The sequence below is a fragment of the Brevundimonas sp. FG128 genome, from assembly GCF_057809775.1.
Genome location: NZ_JBMDKP010000003.1, coordinates 437261 through 455343, shown reverse-complemented (window position 1 = coordinate 455343; position 18083 = coordinate 437261). Strand labels below are relative to the sequence as shown.

At 69.6% G+C, this 18083-nt stretch carries 19 protein-coding genes; 9 read left to right on the top strand and 10 right to left on the bottom strand.

Translation table 11 applies throughout. From position 1 onward, the window contains the following. Positions 1 to 134 precede the first annotated feature (134 nt). Both ACODSC_RS10730 and ACODSC_RS10725 read left to right on the top strand, forming a co-directional pair. Positions 135 to 650: a hypothetical protein gene (locus tag ACODSC_RS10730; RefSeq protein WP_488813893.1), complete on the top strand. Its 516-nt coding sequence runs from the start codon at positions 135 to 137 to the stop codon at positions 648 to 650. Positions 651 to 764: 114 nt separating this feature from the next. Beyond that, entirely contained in the window at positions 765 to 959 is a 195-nt protein-coding gene (locus ACODSC_RS10725) for a hypothetical protein (protein ID WP_488813892.1), read from the top strand. Positions 960 to 966: 7 nt separating this feature from the next. Here the strand turns inward: ACODSC_RS10725 and ACODSC_RS10720 are convergent, their stop codons facing one another. From ACODSC_RS10720 to ACODSC_RS10700, 5 genes are all read right to left on the bottom strand, one after another. Beyond that, positions 967 to 1500 (bottom strand): GNAT family N-acetyltransferase, encoded by a 534-nt coding sequence (locus ACODSC_RS10720; RefSeq protein WP_488813891.1) that lies wholly within the window; start codon positions 1498 to 1500, stop codon positions 967 to 969. Positions 1501 to 1666: 166 nt separating this feature from the next. Beyond that, positions 1667 to 1954, bottom strand: a complete 288-nt coding sequence (gene rpmA / locus ACODSC_RS10715; RefSeq protein ID WP_267515499.1) for a 50S ribosomal protein L27 — start codon at positions 1952 to 1954, stop codon at positions 1667 to 1669. A 96-nt stretch (positions 1955 to 2050) separates the two neighbouring features. Continuing rightward, positions 2051 to 2605 carry a 50S ribosomal protein L21 gene (gene rplU / locus ACODSC_RS10710; RefSeq protein WP_488813889.1) on the bottom strand — a complete coding sequence of 185 codons (555 nt, stop codon included), beginning with the start codon at positions 2603 to 2605 and terminating at the stop codon, positions 2051 to 2053. A 175-nt stretch (positions 2606 to 2780) separates the two neighbouring features. After that, on the bottom strand, positions 2781 to 3314 hold the full coding sequence (locus ACODSC_RS10705; protein ID WP_488813888.1) for a phosphoribosyltransferase: 534 nt from the start codon (positions 3312 to 3314) through the stop codon (positions 2781 to 2783). Continuing rightward, positions 3307 to 4287 carry an MJ0042-type zinc finger domain-containing protein gene (locus ACODSC_RS10700; RefSeq protein WP_488813887.1) on the bottom strand — a complete coding sequence of 327 codons (981 nt, stop codon included), beginning with the start codon at positions 4285 to 4287 and terminating at the stop codon, positions 3307 to 3309. The genes ACODSC_RS10705 and ACODSC_RS10700 overlap by 8 nt, the downstream gene beginning before the upstream one ends. Before the next feature lie 71 nt (positions 4288 to 4358). Between ACODSC_RS10700 and ACODSC_RS10695 the strand changes: the two genes are divergently transcribed. From ACODSC_RS10695 to ACODSC_RS10675, 5 genes are read left to right on the top strand one after another with little or no spacing between them, the layout of a single operon-like run. Beyond that, positions 4359 to 5069, top strand: coding sequence for a cell division ATP-binding protein FtsE (locus ACODSC_RS10695; RefSeq protein ID WP_488813886.1), 711 nt, complete (start codon positions 4359 to 4361; stop codon positions 5067 to 5069). Continuing rightward, positions 5066 to 5974 (top strand): cell division protein FtsX, encoded by a 909-nt coding sequence (locus ACODSC_RS10690; protein ID WP_488813885.1) that lies wholly within the window; start codon positions 5066 to 5068, stop codon positions 5972 to 5974. Before ACODSC_RS10695 ends, ACODSC_RS10690 begins: the two co-directional genes overlap by 4 nt. Continuing rightward, positions 5971 to 6615: a YdcF family protein gene (locus ACODSC_RS10685; protein WP_488813884.1), complete on the top strand. Its 645-nt coding sequence runs from the start codon at positions 5971 to 5973 to the stop codon at positions 6613 to 6615. Before ACODSC_RS10690 ends, ACODSC_RS10685 begins: the two co-directional genes overlap by 4 nt. Beyond that, entirely contained in the window at positions 6616 to 7329 is a 714-nt protein-coding gene (locus ACODSC_RS10680) for a lysophospholipid acyltransferase family protein (protein WP_488813883.1), read from the top strand. Between the two features lie 42 nt (positions 7330 to 7371). Next, positions 7372 to 8157, top strand: coding sequence for a MipA/OmpV family protein (locus ACODSC_RS10675; RefSeq protein ID WP_488813882.1), 786 nt, complete (start codon positions 7372 to 7374; stop codon positions 8155 to 8157). A 44-nt stretch (positions 8158 to 8201) separates the two neighbouring features. Here the strand turns inward: ACODSC_RS10675 and hisC are convergent, their stop codons facing one another. The 5 genes from hisC to ACODSC_RS10650 are packed head-to-tail and all read right to left on the bottom strand — an operon-like array spanning position 8202 to position 14420. Next, positions 8202 to 9290, bottom strand: coding sequence for a histidinol-phosphate transaminase (gene hisC / locus ACODSC_RS10670; RefSeq protein WP_488813881.1), 1089 nt, complete (start codon positions 9288 to 9290; stop codon positions 8202 to 8204). A gap of 12 nt (positions 9291 to 9302) precedes the next feature. Further along, positions 9303 to 9989: a hypothetical protein gene (locus ACODSC_RS10665; protein ID WP_488813880.1), complete on the bottom strand. Its 687-nt coding sequence runs from the start codon at positions 9987 to 9989 to the stop codon at positions 9303 to 9305. Then, complete coding sequence (locus tag ACODSC_RS10660) at positions 9989 to 11056, bottom strand: DUF2125 domain-containing protein (RefSeq protein ID WP_488813879.1); 1068 nt, start codon at positions 11054 to 11056, stop codon at positions 9989 to 9991. The genes ACODSC_RS10665 and ACODSC_RS10660 overlap by 1 nt, the downstream gene beginning before the upstream one ends. A 33-nt stretch (positions 11057 to 11089) precedes the next feature. After that, positions 11090 to 11563: a Cys-tRNA(Pro) deacylase gene (ybaK, locus tag ACODSC_RS10655; RefSeq protein WP_488813878.1), complete on the bottom strand. Its 474-nt coding sequence runs from the start codon at positions 11561 to 11563 to the stop codon at positions 11090 to 11092. A 1-nt stretch (position 11564) separates the two neighbouring features. Beyond that, positions 11565 to 14420: an ATP-dependent DNA helicase gene (locus ACODSC_RS10650; RefSeq protein ID WP_488813877.1), complete on the bottom strand. Its 2856-nt coding sequence runs from the start codon at positions 14418 to 14420 to the stop codon at positions 11565 to 11567. Between the two features lie 229 nt (positions 14421 to 14649). Between ACODSC_RS10650 and ACODSC_RS10645 the strand changes: the two genes are divergently transcribed. Both ACODSC_RS10645 and pdeM read left to right on the top strand, forming a co-directional pair. Beyond that, positions 14650 to 17298 (top strand): ligase-associated DNA damage response DEXH box helicase, encoded by a 2649-nt coding sequence (locus tag ACODSC_RS10645; RefSeq protein ID WP_488813876.1) that lies wholly within the window; start codon positions 14650 to 14652, stop codon positions 17296 to 17298. Beyond that, positions 17295 to 18047 (top strand): ligase-associated DNA damage response endonuclease PdeM, encoded by a 753-nt coding sequence (gene pdeM / locus ACODSC_RS10640; RefSeq protein ID WP_488813875.1) that lies wholly within the window; start codon positions 17295 to 17297, stop codon positions 18045 to 18047. The genes ACODSC_RS10645 and pdeM overlap by 4 nt, the downstream gene beginning before the upstream one ends. The last annotated feature ends 36 nt before the right edge of the window (positions 18048 to 18083 follow it).

Here is an 18083-nt window from a genome sequence, read left to right as displayed (position 1 = left end):
GTTGTTCGGGCCTGTTTCGCGCGTTGTCGGGTCCGGGTCCAGAGGCGGGCGTCTTGACCGTGGAAGTGGGAGGCCGGGTCTGCGATAGTGGGCGCGTCGTCCCCCCGACCGCGAAATCCCCCGGAGGAAAGCCCATGTCGATCCGCCCCTTCGCCGCCCCAGGCCTCGCCCTCGCCCTGACCGCCGCCGCCCTGTCGGCCTGCGCCCCCACGACCGGAGGCGGCCTGCCCTATGCCGGACCGGCGACCTTCGACGAGGCCGACTTCGGCTGGTCCCAGGCGCCCGGCCGCAACGCGATCGAGGGCCAGGTCGCCTTCGCCCAGGACGGCAAGACCTTCGCCTGCGTCGCCTCGGTCGGCCTGACGCCGGACACTCCCTACACCCGCGCCCGCTTCCGCACCCTGTACGGCTCGACCGAGCGCGCGGCCGTTCCCGCCGCCGTGGTCCGCGCCCGCACCGTGCCGGACGTCAACGCCGACTACAGGACCTATGTGCGCGACACCCGATGCGAGAACGGCCGTTTCCGCTTCGACGGCCTGCCGGACGGCGGCTGGTTCCTGATCGTGCCGGTCACGGCGGGCGACGCGCCGCTGGTCCTGATGCGCCACGTCCAGACGCGCGGCGGCCGCGTCGTCGCCGTCAGCCTGTGATCGTCAGGTCCTGATTCACGAAGATGCGACCCCGGTAACGCGGATCGCCATCTTCTGACCACGAGCGCCCCGGACTGGTCATCGCTTCTGTGCGAGAGTTCGGGGAGCGCTTTCTTGTCCCAACACAACATCATAGGGTCCGAGGCCTTTACGCGAGGGCCGTCGGTCATCATCCGCAAATACAAGGCCGGCGGCATGCGGCGGCGCCGCACCAAGACCGTCGCGACCTTCATCGCCGGCGCGGGCGCCATGCTGCTGGCAGGCCTGGTCGCCGCCGTCGCCGTCTATGGACCCAGCCTGGCGGGCTGACCGGCCCTCAGGCCAGCCAGACCATCATGCGGGTGTCCGCCTCGGCCCGACGTGCCTTGCTCCACGCCCGGCGCGTCTCGCCGGTGTAGAGGAAGCCCGCCTTCTCCAGCACGCGGCCCGACGCCGGGTTGTCGGCGAAATGCCCGGCGACCAGCGCCCGGCGCTTCCACTTACGGCTGGCCCAGACCAGGGCGGCGTCCAGCGCCTCGGTGGCGAAGCCCCGACCCCAATACTCGCGCCCGATCCAGTAGCCCGTCTCGGGCACGCGATCCTCGCCTTCGAACAGGCCGATGACGCCGATCGGCCCCACGTCCTCATGGGCGATGACGAAGGTGTTGGCCCGCCTGGGATCCTGGGACGCCACCTGCAGCACGAAGTCGTCGGCATGGCCGATGTGGAACGGGTGGGGCATGCGCTTGGTCATGCGCGCGATCTCGAGATCGTTGGCCAGGGCCGCGATACGCGGGGCGTCCTGGGGCGCGGGCGCGCGCAGCACCAGGCGTCGGGTCTCGACGACGGGAGAGGTTTCGATGACGCACATGGGCGTTGCCTCGGATGCTCAACCGTCTCCTTGAAGGGCTCGGACGGTCTTCGAGGCGGGGAAACGCAAACGGGGAGCCTGGTGATCCAGACTCCCCGCGGATTATCATCCCTGGTCCGGATCGGCTGCTTGGAGAGCAACGCGATCCGGAGTTGTCCAGACTGCGTTACTCGGCGGCGAGCGCCTGAGCGGCGTCGTCATTGGCCGCGAGAATCGATACGTAGCATCGGCCGCCGGCTTTCTTGGTGAATTTCACCGCGCCGTGCGTCAGGGCGAACAGGGTGTGGTCGCGGCCCATGCCGATGTTCTCACCCGGATGGAAGGTGGTGCCGCGCTGGCGCACGATGATGTTGCCGGCCAGCACGCGCTCGCCGCCGTACTTCTTCACGCCAAGGCGCTTCGACTCGGAGTCGCGACCGTTACGCGACGAACCACCGGATTTCTTGTGAGCCATCTTGCCGCTCCGTCTTTCTTGGGGCGCTACCGGCCTTTCGGCCTACTTGAGCGCGTCCGTAACTAGGTCTGGCGCTGTGGGGCGCCGGTGAATGTCTTAGGCTTCGTCGCCGGCGGCTTCAGCCTTGGGCGCAGCCTTCTTCTTGGCCGGGGCCTTCTTGGCGGGGGCCGAACTTTCGACCACGACGCCCTTGACCTCGGCGCCGTCCACGTCGGTCACGACCGTCTCGGTCGAACCCAGCGAAGACGTGGCGTCACGGGCGGCCAGGTTGCGGGCCCGCAGGTTGATCTCGGCCTTGGTCGTCAGATCGACCTTGCCGTCCCACTTGGCGGTCTCGCCGGCGCCGTCGATGCCGGTGATGCGCAGGACCGATTCCATCTGGCGGTGGCCGTTCGTACGGCGATAGCCCTGACGACGGGTCTTCTTGAAGATCTTGATCTTCTCACCCTTGCGGGTTTCGACCAGGGTCGCTCCGACGAAGGCGCCGTCGATCAGGGGAGCGCCCAGGGTCACGCCCTTGTCGCCGCCCAGCATCAGGACGCTGTCGAACTTCAGCTCCGAGCCGGCGTCGCCGTCGAGCTTTTCGACGACAATGGTGTCGCCCGGTTGGACCCGGTACTGCTTGCCGCCGGTCTTGATCACCGCGTACATGTTGAAGCCTCAGCGCAAACGCAAAAAAAGATACGCCGTCCGAGGACACCCCGGCGGCGAAGAGCGGCGACATATACGGAAGGGCGTTCGAGAGTCAACGCCGAACCCGGCTGAAATTCAGCCCCGGACGGATTATCCCCCGCCGTCGCGCCCCAACATCCTCAGTCTTGGCGCCTCAGTCCAGCGCGCAGATGTCGGGCAGGCCGCGCAGGGTTCCGGCGTGGTCGAGGCCGTAGCCGACAAGGAAGCGGTTGGGGGCTTCCCAGCCGACGAAGTCGGGTTCGGGCGCGCGGGGCGCGGGCCAGGGTTTGCGGGCGAAGACGCAGGTCAGGACCTCGGACGCTCCGGCCTCGCGGGCGATGCGCACGGCTTCGGCCAGCGACAGGCCAGTGTCGAACACATCGTCCAGTATCAGGACGCGACGGCCCGCGATCGGACGCTGGAACGGCGCATAGACGTCGATGCGGCCCCGGCTGGACTGTTCGTCGCCGTAGGAGGCCAGCCACAGGGCGTCGAAGCGGACGTTGCGGCCGACGCGGGCGAGGGCGCGGGTCAGGTCGGCGGCGAACCACAAGCCGCCGGTCAGCAGGACGGCGGCGACGGTGTCGTCGTCGATGACCGGGGCGATGCGCCCGGCAAGGTCGGCGACGATGCAGGCGACCTCGGCCTCGGGCAGAAGGACGGTCGGCGTCGGGGAGGGTTCAGCCATGATGCGAGGGCGATACCGCCTCGCCGTGGTCGTTGTCCACCGTGGCCACGGGGCGGGCGTCGATGGGCGCCCCGCCATTTGGCGCATCGACGCCGGGCGCCGTCGCCGAGCGCAGGCCGTGCGCCCCCGACGGTCCGGCCGCCGTCTTCGGCTGGAGGGCGGAGTGGTCAGCCGCCGGGGCCGCGTGTGACGGGGCGTCGTGTGAGGGTGCGGAAGGCGACGCCTGGGTCGTCTCCTTCTTATGCGCGCCCTGGGCGACGGTCGGCTTGCGGGCGGGTGATGGGGCGAAATCGACGCCGATACCGGAGGCGTGGCCGCCGGGGTCGGGAATGAGGGCCGCAAAGCCCTGGACCTTGCCGGGCAGGACGGGCGCCGCGTCGATGGTCACGATCTTGAAACCGACCTCGGCGCCGTGGGCGTCCAGTAGGGCGACGCGGACGGGCGGCGACACGATCTCATCGTCACGCACATTGCGGATGGCGCCGGAGACCACGACCATGCCGGGGTGGTTGGGCGCCGCCTTTGCAGTCAGGGCCTCGAAATCCAGCCCGACCGGGTTCACCGTCGCGCCGAAGAATTTGTAGGCCGAGGCCGCCTTGGGGAAGGCCTCGACGATCTCGACCCGGAACAGAAAGGCCGACACGATGAGGCCGATGAAGACGCTGGCCAGGCCCGCCCAGACCACGCCGTGGGCGGCGGCGCGGCGCAGCTTGCGCTGCTGCTCGGCGCGGGCGCGGAAGGCGCGAGGCAGTTCCGGCGCCGGCGTCTCGGCCAGGGTGGCGTCCGGGGCCGCCTCGGGCTCGGGTGAAGAGACGACACGCGGCTCGGGCGAGACCGTCAGTTCCAGCGGCTCGTCGGCGGTCGCGCGCCAGACTTCGCCGCACGACTGGCACCGCACCTTGCGGCCGTTCGCGCCGACCGCATCGTCGGGAATGAAATAGCTGGTGGCGCAGGCGGGGCAGGTCAGTATCATGTGGCTGACTGCGAGGCTGTCGCCCCCTCCCGTAAGGCGCGACGCCGCGCCCTGTTCCTGAAACACATACCATGCCGCCCTCGCCCGCCGAACCCGCCCCCGTGACTGAGACCGTTCGCCTGTCGGGCGTCGGCTTCGGCTATGTGGGCGCGCCCGATGTGCTGAGGGACGTTAACCTCATTCTGCCGCGTGGCTCTTTCCACTTCCTTACCGGGCCGTCCGGGGCCGGAAAGTCTTCGCTGCTGCGCCTGCTGACGCTGGCGGACCGGCCCAGGACGGGAATCATCCGCCTGTTCGGATCGGATGTCACCCACATCGACCGGCGCGACATCCCCGCCTTTCGAAGGCGCATGGGGGTGGTGTTCCAGGATTTCCGCCTGCTGGACCACCTGTCCGCCTTCGACAATGTCGCCCTGCCTTTGCGCTTGGCCGGCGGGTCGGAGACCGACTACGCCGCTGATGTGCAGGAGATGCTGAAATGGGTCGGCCTGGGCCGTCGGATGGACGCGCGACCTCCCGCCCTTTCCGGCGGCGAGAAACAGCGGCTAGCCATCGCCCGCGCCGTCATCACCCGCCCTGGCCTGATCGTGGCGGACGAACCGACCGGCAGCGTGGACGCCGTCATGGCCGACAAGCTGCTGCGCTTGTTCCAGTCGTTGAACAAGCTGGGGGCCACCGTCCTGATCGCCAGCCATGACGAGGCCCTGGCCCAGCGGTCGGGCGCGCGCGTCCTGAGGCTGGACGCCGGGCGTCTGAGCGAACCGTCGCGGGCCGCCGCATGATCCGCCTGTCCGACTTCAGCCTGTCCAGCCGCCGCCCCGGTCTGCTGCCGCCCGCCGCAGCAGGCGAGCCGTGGCTGATGACCGTCATCGCGGTCCTGTGTTTCTTGGCCTGCTTGGCCGCCGTCGCCGCATCGGCTGCGGATCGCGCCGCGCACGGCTGGGCCCGGCAACTGGGCGCCGAGGCCACGGTGCAGGTGCGCCCCAGTGTCGGCGAGACCGGCGACACCGCCGCCGCCCGCGCGGCGGAGACCCTGTCGGGCGTCGATGGGGTGGAAGAAGCCGCCGCCCTGAGCCGCAAGGCGGCCGAGGACCTGCTGCGGCCCTGGCTGGGCGACGCGGTCCTGCCCGACCTGCCGGTGCCGCATCTGGTGACGGTGCGGCTGAACGCCCAGGCGCCGGCCAGCGCCGTGACCCTGAGCCGCGCCCTGGCCGAAGCCGGACTGGACGCGACGGTGGACGACCACAGCCTGTGGCGCGGCGAGGTCGAGCGGTCCGCCGCCCTGATCACGGCCCTGGCCGGCGCGGCCTTCCTGGCCATCGCCTTCGCCGCCGCCGCCGCCATCGCCTATGCCACCCGCGCGGGTCTGGCGGCCGGACAAGGCGTGATCGAGACCCTGAGCCTGAACGGCGCGACGGACGGGGCCATCGCCTGGCTGTTCCAGCGGCGATTCGGCCTGATGGCGGCGGGCGCGGGAGCGATCGGCGCCGGGCTGGCCGCGGTCCTGCTGGCCTTTCTGCGTTTCCTGGGGGGATCGGGCGGGCTGTCGGCGGCGTTGCCGATCACCTGGAGCGACCTTGCGCTGCTCTCGCCATGCCCGTTGCTCGCGGCTACGGTTGCGGTTCTCGCGGCCAGATTCGCCGCCATGCGAGTGCTGGCTTCGAGCAAGGATGGAGGAGGCGCATGAGACTGTTGAGCGTCATCGCCATCGCGGCCCTGATCTGGCTGGTCGGCCTGTTCGCCTTCGCGCATCGGGTGCGCGAGCTGACGCCCGCCGACGATCCCGCACGCGCCGACGCCATCGTCGCCCTGACCGGCCCGTCGTCCGAACGGGTCAACACCGCCATCCGCCTGCTGGAACAGGGCAAGGGCGAGCGGGTCCTCATCTCGGGCGTCAACCGCGAGGTGCGTCGCCGCGAGCTGCGTGAGCTGACGCCCGGCTCCAGCCGTCTGTTCAACTGCTGCGTCGATCTGGGCTTCGAGGCCGAGGACACCGTCGGCAACGCCCAGGAGATCGCCGCCTGGACCCGCGCCAAGGGCTATCGCAGTCTGATCGTGGTCACCTCCGACTATCATATGCCGCGTTCTCTGGTCGAAATCCGGGGCCAGCTGCCGGGCGTGAAGCTGACGCCCTACGCCATTTCTACCCCGTCGCTAGACAATGTCCGCTGGTGGCGGGCGGCGGTGACGGCGCGGCGCATGACGCTGGAGTATATGAAATATCTCGCCGTCCTGGGTCGTGAGGGCGTGCGTCGCATCACCCGCGACCGGCCCGCCGCCCAGACACCCAGCACAGACCCGTCTCCTGACGAAAAGGCCCCTGCCTAAGTGAACACCCTGCGTTCCCTGCTCTTCACCGCCTGGCTCTATCTGTCGATGCCGGTCATCGCCGTCGGCCTGTCGCCCGCCCTGCTGGGTCCGCACCGCTATGCCCAGGGCGTGTGCCGGTTGTGGGCCAAGATCGTCCTTTTCGGCCTGCGCTGGATCGCCGGGGTCGAGGTTGAGGTGTGGGGACTGGAGCACGCCCCGTCGGGCGCCGCCCTGATCGCGTCCAAACACCAGGGAATGCTGGACATCGTGGCCCTGCTGGCCGTGCTGCCCGACGCCTGTTTCATCATGAAGAAGGAACTGATGCCCCTGCCCTTCTTCGGCTGGTTCGCCTGGAAGGCCAAGATGATCGCGGTGGACCGCGCCGGCCACGCGAAGGCGCTGAAAGACATGACCCGCCAGGCGCACGATCGACTGTCCGAGGGCCGCCAGATCGTCATCTTCCCCGAGGGCACCCGCAACGACCCCGGCGTGCCCGGCGACTACAAGCCCGGCGTCGCCGCCATCTATCGCGATCTGGAAGGGCCCTGCTGGCCCGTCGCCACCAACTCCGGCGTTCACTGGCCGGCCCATGGCTTCCGCCGCTATCCGGGCAAGGTCGTGTTCGAATTCCTGGAGCCGATCCCGGCCGGGCTGAAGCGCGGGGCGATGATGGCGTTGCTGGAAAGTCGCATCGAGACGGCTTCGTTGGCCCTGTTGGAGCCAAAGTCCTAGCCGAACGTATGGGGTGACCGAATTCGTCCAAGGAACTCCCCCATGTCTCCGCGTCTCCTGGCCCTGACGGCCGCTGCGGCCTGCGCCTTCGCCGGCTCCGCCCTCGCCCAGTCCCAACCCTATCAGCAGATCCGTCCCGCGCCTGAGGGCCTGACCTTCGATCTTGGCGTCGGCGCCCTGTACAGCAAGGACAGCGGCGGCGACACGGGATCCCAGACCACGGTCGTGCCGTGGGTCTCGGCCAACTATCGCGACCTCGTCTATCTGAACGCCATCGACGGCCTGGGTTGGAACGCCATCAAGACCGACGACTTCCGCGCCGGCCTGCAGCTGCGCCCGCGCTTCTCGCCCGAAGACATCGAGGGTCTGGACCTGGATCGACCCGACTTCGGCGCCGACGTCGCCGCCTACGCCTTCAAACGCCTGCCTGGCAATATCGTGGTCGGCGGCCGGGTCAGCCGCGACGTGTCCAACGTCAGCGAAGGGACCGAATACTACGCCTCAGCCGGCCATCAGCGCGTGACGCCGGTCGGCCTGCTGAACGCCTCGGTCTATGTGCGCGGCGGCGACGCCAAGCTGGCCGACGCCTATTACGGCGTCAGCACCGCCGAGGCCGTGCGTAACGGCATCGATCCCTATTCGCCGGGCAGCGGCCTGCAAGGGGCGGGCGCCAGCCTGTTCCTGATCGTTCCCATCGGCGACAAATGGGGCGCCGGCGGCCTGATCAACTATGAGCGCCGCCTGGGCGACGTGGCCGACAGCCCCCTGTCGCGCAACGACGACACCATCCGCACGGGCGTCTTCATCGCCCGTCGCTTCGGCGGTTAAGGACAGAGCGGCGGCCGCGACTGCGGCCGCCGTTCCTCGCCGGGTTAGGTCGCCGCGAACTCGCTGAGCGCGTCGATCACGGCGCGGTTCTGGTCTTCGGTGCCGATGGTGATGCGCAGGGCCTGGGGCAGGCCGTAGCCGCCGACCGGGCGCACTATGATGCCCTTGGTGTTCAGATAGTCGTTGGCGGCGGCGGCGCGGTCGGCCCCGTCGAACACCACCAGCACAAAGTTGCCGGCGCTGGGCAAGACCTCCAGGCCGAAGCCGCGCAGGGCCTGGGTCAGACGCGGCTTCCAGTTCGACACCAGTTCGCGCGACGCCGTCTGGTGCGCCTCGTCGAACAGGGCGGCGGTGGCGGCGTCCACGCCCGGAACCGAAACATTGAACGGCAGGCGGATGCGGTCGATCGCCTCGGCGACCTTCACCGGCGCATAGCCGAAGCCGATGCGCAAACCGCCGAGACCGTGAATCTTGGAGAAGGTGCGGGTGACGACGATGTTCTCGGCGTCCTTGGCCAGCGGGAAGGCGGTCTCCCAGTCGGCCTCAGTCACATATTCCGCATAGGCCTCATCCACGACCAGGATGATGTGGGCGGGCAGGGCGGCGTGCAGGCGACGGATTTCCTCGCCAGTATTGTAGCTGCCGGTCGGGTTAGACGGGTTGGAGACATAGACGATCCTGGTCCGGTCATCGACCTGGGCCAGCAGGGCGTCGACCTCGGCCTTGTAGTTCGGCTCTGGCGCCAGCTTGACCTCGGCCTCGCAGGCCTTGGCGCTGATCCGGTAGGCCAGAAAGCCGTACTGGCCGCAGACGATGTTGTCGCCGGCGGTCAGATAGGTCTGGTTCAGCAGGGCGAAGACCTCGTCCGAGCCATTGCCGAAGATCAGCCGTTCCGGCTCCAGCCCGTGCAGTTCCGCCACCGCGTCGCGCAGCTTGGTCGCCCGGCCGTCGGGATAGATGTGGATGTTGCTGACCGCCGCCTCATAGGCCGCACGCGCCTTTTCCCCTGCGCCCAGCATGTTTTCGTTGGACGACAGCTTCATCGGCTCGGCTACGCCGGCGATGGACGACTTGCCGCCGACATAGGGCGCGATGTCGAGAATGCCGGGCTTGGGTGCGGGCGCGTCGGTCATGGAAAGCCTTGTTCAGAACAGGGGGGCGGCGCCGATGACGCCATTCAGGCGACCCGGCGCACTGCCGAGCCGTCCGTCCTCGGCCTGCACATAGCCCGTCAGCATGAAAAGCTTCAAGCCGCCCGCCGCAGCCAGGGGGTCGGCGATGAGCCCGGCCTCGCCCAGGGCCTCGACGATCTTGGTCTCCGACCAGCCGCTGTCCGTGACCCAGAAGCTGCGGTCGTCGCCGCTGGGGCCCGAGGTTTCCCTGGACACCACGAAGGCCTGGGGCCGGGCGCGTCGGTCGTCCGGCAGGGCGGCGACGATCCTCAGCTCGGGTCGGGCCAAGAGCCGACCCCACCACGGTCGATCCGGCGTCAGGTCGATCACCGCGCGCGATCCCCCTTCGACCGCCTTCAGCGCCTCGTCGGCCGACATGGGCCGCATCCCCAGGCCGAAGCGGTCGGTCGCCAGGGCCTGGGCCAGGCCGCCGCAGACCACAAGGGCGGCGCCCGTGGTGGCCTCGATCCGTCCCCACACGGCCTTGATCGCCGCCGCCTGGGCGGGTTGGACGTCACGCAGCAGCCGGCGAAGCGCGATGGCGGAGGCGTCGGCGCGGTCGCGCCCGCCCGCCGCGACCCGCGCACGCACCGCCTCGACCAGCGCGCGGTCCAGAGCCAGCAGGGCCTCGTCGGTTTGGGGCTCCTCGAGCAGCGCCATCAGAACAGCTTGGGCGCCGGCGCCAGCGGGAAGGGACCGAGCCAGGTGCGGCCGTCGCGGAACACCAGCGTCAGAGGCAGTTGTTCCTGACCTGTGGCCTGGGCGGCGCCGGCTGCTGCTGCGGCGCCGGCCGCCCCGATGCGATTGACCGGTCCCTGCCCCGTCTCCAGCAGCCCCGCCAGGGCGGGCAGAGGCTTTTGCGCCTGCAGCGCCACCTGTCCCGTCAGCCGACCGTCGCCGTCGGCGCGCAGGACGTCGCTGGTCAGGGTCGCGCGGCTGTCGCCCGCCTGAAGATCGCCGCGCACGTCGCGGAAGGTTCCCCCCGCCCGGCTCCAGGCCGAGAAGACGCCGGCGGCCGTTCCCCCGGTCTTCAAGAGGCTGGCCTGGCCGATGACCGCTTCCAGCTGTGTGGTCAGCTGACCGTCCTGGGCGAAGCCCTCGACGGGTCCGTCGACCCGACCCTGACCATCGACCAGCCGGAACATGACGTCGATGTCGTCGGTGGGAACCGTCGAACCTTCCAGATGCGGCCGGGCGTAGAATTCGATCCGCGCCGCGCGGGCGATGGGAAAGGGTTCGGCGCCGGTCTGGGTCGTGAAGACCGGATCGACCATTTCGAGCGCCAGATTCGGCCAGCGCTGGTCGATGTCGCTGGCGCTCATGCGGATGGCGTCGCCCTTGACCGCCACCTCGCCCTTGCCCGCGCGCGTCAGGACCAGGCCTTCGGGCGCCACCACCACCCATTTGGTCGGCTGATAGGCGTTGGCCTCGGCGCTCAGTTCAGGCGCGTTGACGGCGTGGCCGGACGGCGCCCGCACCACGACCTGGCTCAGGTCCACATGGGTGCGGAAGGGCCAGCCGGTGATGGTCTTTTCGGCGTAGCGGATGTCCCAGCCGCCTTGGCGCAACCCCTGCACCTGCGTCTCCAGCCGGGAATCGATCTGGCGCGTCAGATAGAACCACCAGCCGGTCCAGGCGGCCAAGGCGATCAGCACGACGATGAAGGGCGCATAGAGGCCCTTGCGGCTGGGTCGCTTGGTCTGTCGCTCGGCGGGGGCGTCGGTCATGCTGGAGCCTATAGCGCGCCGGCGCCTGCCGTTCTAGGCGGTCAGATCGGCCAGAACGGCGCCCGCGACCCGCCGCGCATCCTCCGGCGCGATGCCCAGCAACAGGCCCCGCTGACCGGCATTGATCAGCACCTGATCGAACAGAACGGCTGTCTCGTCCATAGCGGTCGGCACGGTCTTCTTTTGGCCGAAGGGACTGACCCCGCCGACCTTGTAACCGGTCAGCCGTTCGGCGTCGGCGGGCTTCATCATCTGGGCCGACTTGGCTCCCAGCACCGTCGCCAGCTTCTTCATGCTGACCTCGCAGTCGGACGGCACGATGACGCAGGCGGGCGCGGCGTCGACCAGGACCATCAGGGTCTTGAACACCTGCTCGGGCGCCTTGCCCAGGGCTTCGGCGGCCTGCAGCCCGACGCGCGGCGCGTCGGGATCGTAGTCGTAGGGATATAGGTCAAAGGCGACCCCGGCCTTGGTCAGGGCGACGGTCGCGGGCGTGGTCCTCGACATCTCAGGTCGTCTCGGGGGTCAGGAAACTCCGGGTCAGTTCGACCGCATCGGCCAGACCCATACGCTGGACCTCGGTCCCCGGCGGCAGGCTGGCGAACAGGCGCGTCGGCGTGGCGGCGTCCAGCATCAGGAACACCCCCTTGTCGTCGCCGCGCCGGATCAGCCGCCCGAAGGCCTGGGCGATGCGGGCGCGGGCGAGCGCATCGTCATAACCCTTGCCGCCCAGGCGTTCGCGTCGCGCCTTGTGCAGCAGATCCGGGCGCGGCCACGGCACCCGGTCGAAAGCGAGAACGCGCAGGGACCGGCCCGGCACGTCCACCCCGTCACGCACGGCGTCGGTGCCTAGCAGGCACGAGTTCTCCTCGACCCGGAACATGTCCACCAGGGCCCCGACCTCCAGCGGATCGACGTGCTGGGCGTACAAAGGCACGCCGGACTTCGCCAGGTCCGGACCCAGCCGTTCATAGACCGCTTTCAGCCGGCGGATGGCGGTGAACAGACCCAGCCCCCCGCCTCCGGCCGCCAGAAATAGTTCGCGCATCGCCGCCGCCGTCTGGCGCGGATCGTCCTTGACCAGGTCGTTGACGACGATGACCCGGCTGTTTGTCGCATAGTCGAACGGGCTTTCGACCTTCAGGGTGCGGGGCGGATCGATCAGACGGGCCGAGCCGGTCCGCATCCGCGCCAGGTCGAACGGATCCTCCTGCATCGGATCAGACAGGGTCGCCGAGGTCACCAGCACCCCGTGCGACGGCACGATCACGGCGGCCTCCAGCGGCACGGTCGGGTCGATCCAGTGACGACGCAGGGCCACGTCGTGGATGCGGCCGAACGCCGTCTCGGCCGACAGCCAGTCGACGAAGTCGGGATCGGGCTGATCGCCCCCGTCCTCCAGCGCCGCCAGCATGGACCGCCAACCCGGCAGGGTCATGCGGGCGCGCCGGTCCAGACCCCGCAACGCCCCCTCGATCCGCGACCGTTGCGACCCATCCAGCTCGGCCGCCTCGTCGTCGAGGATGTCTTCCAGATGCCGCGACAGGGCCAGCAGGGGCGCCTCGATGGCGGCCAGGGCCTGGGCCGCCGCGCGGGCGGTCTCCGCGACCGGATCGGTGACGGGCTTCAGCGCGCATTCCATGCCGAACTCGGGTCCGCCGTAGGTGTTGGTCTCGGCCGTGCGTGCCCGAAGTTGGTCCAGCGCGGCGGCGAGGAAGGCCTCGATCGGCCCGATGGGATTGACCTCGCCCGACGCCGGGGCGACGCGGCCCGACACCCCTTCGCCCGGAAGCGCAGCCGAGGCGCGGATGGCGTCCTGAAGCGCCTTCAGCGCCGCCTCATTGTCCCCGACCATGTCGCCCAGCCGCTGTTCCAGCCCGCGACCGCGACGCCCCCGCCCCTCAGGCCCGCGGATCCAGCGGCGCAGCTCGGCCGCCTCCTGGCCCGACAGACAGGCGGAAAAGGCGCTGTCGGCCGCGTCGAACAGATGGTGGCCCTCGTCGAAGACGATGCGTTTCAGGGCCGCCGTCTCGCCGTCCTGCTTCTGCCCCCGCGCCGACCGCGCGCCGTCGAACGCGGCCTGGGTCAGGACCAGGGCGTGGTTGGCGATGACCAGGTCCGCGCGTCGGCTGGCGCGAATGGTCTTTTCGACGAAACAGGTGCGGTAGTGGGGACAGGCGGCGTGAACGCATTCGCCCCGTCGATCCACCAGATTGGCCGCCCCTGCCGCATGGGTTGCGGGCATGGCGAACAGGCCGGGCAGCCAGCCGGGGAAGTCGCCCCCCGTCATGTCGCCATCGCGCGTATGCAGAGCCCATCGCCCGGCCAGGGCCAGACCGATCAGGTCGCCGTTCCCCAGCTGGGCCGCCTGAACCATGTCCTGCAGGTTCAGGACGCACAGATAGTTTTCGCGCCCCTTGCGGATCACCGCCTTCTTCTTGCGCTCGGCCGGATCGGGCCACAGCGAATGGCTCTCGCGGTCGATCTGGCGCTGCAGGGCGCGAGTATAGGTCGAGATCCAGGCCGCCCCCTGGTTCCGCTCGGCCCACAGGGAGGCGGGCGCCAGATAGCCCAGCGTCTTGCCCGTGCCGGTCCCCGCCTCGGCCAGCAACACGCGCGGCCGACCCTCTTCGTTGCGGGGCGAAAAGGCGAAGGCGGCCTCGGCGGCGTAGTCCGACTGGGTCGGGCGGGTCTCGTCCAGTCCCAAGGCCTGAAGCAGCTTCTCCAGCCGGATGCGCGCGCTCTCGCTGTCGACCGGGGCCGAGCCCGCCTCGCCACGCGGCGCCTCGTCCTCCCATTCGCTCAGGCGCGACCAGACATCCAGGCCCGACCCGCGATGCTGGCGCGCCCGCACGCCGCCCGCCTCCAGCGCCTGAACGACGCGCTCGCCCCAGGCCCAGCCCGCCCGCTGCATCGTCAGCGCCAGGACATAGGCCGCCTCGCGTTCGGGATAGGCCGGCTCGGCCAGTTCGCGCAGCAACAGGCCCGTCGCCTCTCGCAGGGCCGCCGCCTGTTCCTCGGCCGACTTGGGCTCGGCCAGCCCCAGCGACAGGGCCAGCCCCGTCGGCGACGGCGCGCAGAACCGCGCCGGCCGCACGAAGACGTAAAGCTCCAGCACATCCATCAGCTCGGGCGACCTCGGCGGCGGCGTCAGCCCCAGCCGCCGCGCCGTCAGCGAGGCATGCGCCACCATCACCGGCCCGACGCTGAAGAACCCCTCGGCCGCCCCCCGCCCGATCTTCCTTGCACCCGCCTCGTCGCACACCGCCCCCGCGCCAGGCGGCGTGGCGAGCGCCGGCGGCAGGGCCAGCCACGGCCCGGCGCCGGTCAGGCGGGTTTCAGCGATGACGGATTCGTCGGACACGAGCGATAGATAGCGATGTCGGGACTGAAACGGAACGGGAACATCTGGCGACAGATGCTCTGACACGCTAATTGCAAGTCATGGCTCGAAAGATGGCGCTTTTTACTCCGATGGGTCTGTCAGCCGTAATCCTGCTGACAGCTGGGTTCATCGTCTTGGCGGGTCTAGTCGCCGGACCCAAACTGATCAGCTTCGTCGCACAGGATTCATGCCTCGACGCTGGCGGAGCATGGAACGGTCAAGCCTGCACGGGCGCTCGTTCTTAGTGACGAGCCTTCCGCCCCTGTTCGCCGACTGGTTCGCGCAGCGCGGCTGGTCGCCTCGGCGGCATCAGTTGGAGATGATCGCGGCGGGTGAAGCGGGCCGACACGCCCTGCTGGTCGCGCCGACCGGCGGGGGCAAGACGCTGGCGGGGTTTCTGCCCAGCCTGATCGAACTGGCGGAGCGTGGCCCCAGGCCGCCGACCGGGCCGGGGTCGGGGGTGCACACCCTTTATCTGTCGCCGCTGAAGGCCCTGACCACCGATGTCGAGCGCAATCTGATGACGCCGATCCGCGAGATCGGGCTGAACATCCACGTCGAGACGCGGACGGGCGACACGAAGCAATCCAAACGCCAGCGTCAGCGCGACTTTCCGCCCGACATCCTGCTGACCACGCCGGAACAGCTGGCCCTGTTCTGCGCCTGGGAGGGCGCGCGGGCCTATTTCGCCGATCTGAAATGCGTGGTGCTGGACGAGGTCCACGCGATCTGGAGCGGCAAGCGGGGGGATCTGCTGTCGCTGGGCTTGGGACGGTTGCAGAGCTTTTCGCCGGGGATGCGGCGGGTGGGTCTGAGCGCGACCATCGAAGATCCCGATCTGATCCGGGGGTGGTTGGCGCCGGGTGATGCGGACACAGAGAACCCCTCCACCGCTTCGCGGTCCCCCTCCCCGCACCGCGGGGAGGAGACGCAGGCCGAGCCGTTTCCTCCCCATGAAATGGGGAGGGGGACCGCCGAAGGTGGTGGAGGGGCTCTCAACGCAGTCACGCTGGTCCGAGGCGATCCCGGCGCGCCCGCCGTCATCGACGTGCTGATCTCGGAGGGCAAGGTCCCCTGGGCGGGCCACACGGGCCAGCACGCGATCCCGGAAGTCTACGCCGCCATCCAGCGTTCGAGCCTGGCGCTGATCTTCGTCAACACCCGCTGGCAATCGGAGTTCGTGTTCCAGCAGCTGTGGGCGATCAACGACGAGAACCTGCCCATCGGCCTGCACCACGGCTCGTTGGCCGCCGAGCAACGCCGCAAGATCGAGGCGGCGATGGCGCGCGGCGATCTGCGGGCCGTGGTCTGCACCTCGACGCTGGATCTGGGCATCGACTGGGGCGACGTGGACCTGGTGATCCAGATGGCGGCGCCCAAGGGATCGAGCCGCCTGGTCCAGCGGATCGGTCGCGCCAATCACCGACTGGACGAGCCGTCGCGCGCCCTGCTGGTCCCCGCTAGCCGGTTCGAGATGCTGGAATGTCAGGCCGCGCGCGAGGCGGTGGCCGACAACGCCTTCGACTGGGAGCCGGTCCATATCGGCACCCTCGACACCCTGGCCCAGCACGTGATGGGCGTGGCCTGTTCCGAGGCTTTCGACATGCAGGCCCTGTATGACGAGATCACCGGCTGCGGCCCCTATCGCGACCTGACGTGGGAGCAGTTCGAGGAGGTGGTCGATTTCGTCGCCACCGGGGGATACGCCCTGCGCACCTACGACCGGTTCGCACGGATCGTGCGCACGCAAGACGGCCGCTGGAAAGTCCGCAACCAACACATCGCCCAGCGCCACCGAATGAATGTCGGCGCCATCGTCTCGGCCGGGACGCTGAACGTGCGGGTGGCCAGCCGTCGCGGCGGGGCGTCGCGCCAGCTGATCGGCGGACGCAAGGTCGGCGAGGCCGAAGAGTGGTATTTCGAACAGCTGACGCCCGGCGACACCTTCCTGTTCGCCGGCCAGGTCTGGGCGTTCCAGGGCATCACGGGGACCGACGCCCTGGTCACCCACGCCAACGACAAGGACCCCAAGATCCCGTCCTGGGGCGGGTCGAAGTTCCCGCTGTCGACGTCGCTGGCCGACCGGGTGCGGACCATGATCCACGACCGCGACCACTGGCGCGTCTTGCCGCCCGACGTGCAGGAATGGCTGGAGCTTCAGGAGACCCGTTCGGTCATTCCCACTGCGGAATCCATGCTGGTCGAGACCTTTCCGCGCGGCAGCCGGCATTTCCTGGTCGCCTATCCGTTCGAAGGCAATCTGGCCCACACCACCCTGTGCATGTTGCTGACGCGGCGGCTGGACCGGATGGGCGTCGGGCCGCTGGGGTTCGTCGTCACCGACTATTCGCTGGCCATCTGGTCGATCAAGCCGATGGACGCGATCGACTTGGACGCCCTGTTCCAGTCTGACATGCTGGGCGACGATCTGGAGGCCTGGCTGGAGGAAAGCTTCATGATGAAGCGGTCCTTCCGCAATTGCGCCCTGATCTCGGGCTTGATCGAACGCCGCCAGCCCGGCGCCGAGAAGACCGGCCGCCAGGTGACCTTTTCCACCGACCTGATCTACGACGTGCTGCGCCGCCACCAACCTGACCATCTGCTGCTCAAGACCGCGCGCGCCGATGCAGCATCCGGCCTGCTGGACGTGGCCCGGCTGGGCCAGATGCTGACGCGGATCGAGGGCCGGATCCGACATCAGCCCCTGACGCGGCCCTCGCCCTTCTGCGTGCCGGTTCTGGTCCAGATCGGGCGCGAGCGGGTGGGCGGGGACGCCGCCGAGATGATCCTGGACGAGAGCGCCGACCTGCTGATCGCCGAGGTCATGGAGGACGCCCAACCCGGCGAGGCCGCATGAACGCCGCCCTGCGTCTGACCCTTTCCCCCGCCCGCAAGACCTGCGGCTCCCTGAGCGTGCGGATCGCGGGCGAAGCCTGCGTGCTGCGCTGTTCCGGGGCCATGTGGGTTCCGGCCTACGGCGCCCTGATCGTCGCGGATCTGCACCTGGAAAAGGGGTCCGCCTTCGCCGTGCGCGGACAGCTGCTGCCGCCCTATGACAGCCGCGCCACGCTGGACAAGCTTGAGGCCGAGATCGACGATCTGGATCCCGCCATGGTCGTGCTGTTGGGCGACAGTTTTCACGACACGAAGGCCATCGCCCGCATGGCCAGCGACGACCGCGCGCGGCTGGACCGGCTGGCGGCGGGGCGCGACTGGCTGTGGCTGGAGGGCAATCATGACCGGGAGGCCCTCGCTCGGGATGCCGAAGCTGCGGCCCGCCTGCCCGGCCGGATCGTCGGCGACATGGCCCTGGGGGCGCTTCGCCTGACCCACGAGCCGGAACCGTTGACGGCCGACGACGACCGGCGCGGCGAGGTCGCGGGCCACCTGCACCCCGCCGCCCGCGTCGCCGCCTATGGACGCGGCGTGCGGCGGCCGTGTTTCGTCACGGACGGATCGCGTCTCGTCCTGCCGGCCTTCGGCGCCTTCACCGGCGGATTGAACGTGCGTGATCCGGCCATCGCCGATCTGTTCGTCGCCCCGCCCCTCGCCGCCGCCCTGGGACGAGACCGGGTCCACGCCTTGGCCTGGGGCGTGCTGCGATAGGGCGTTCGTAAACCGTTCAGCACGTCGCTTCACCGC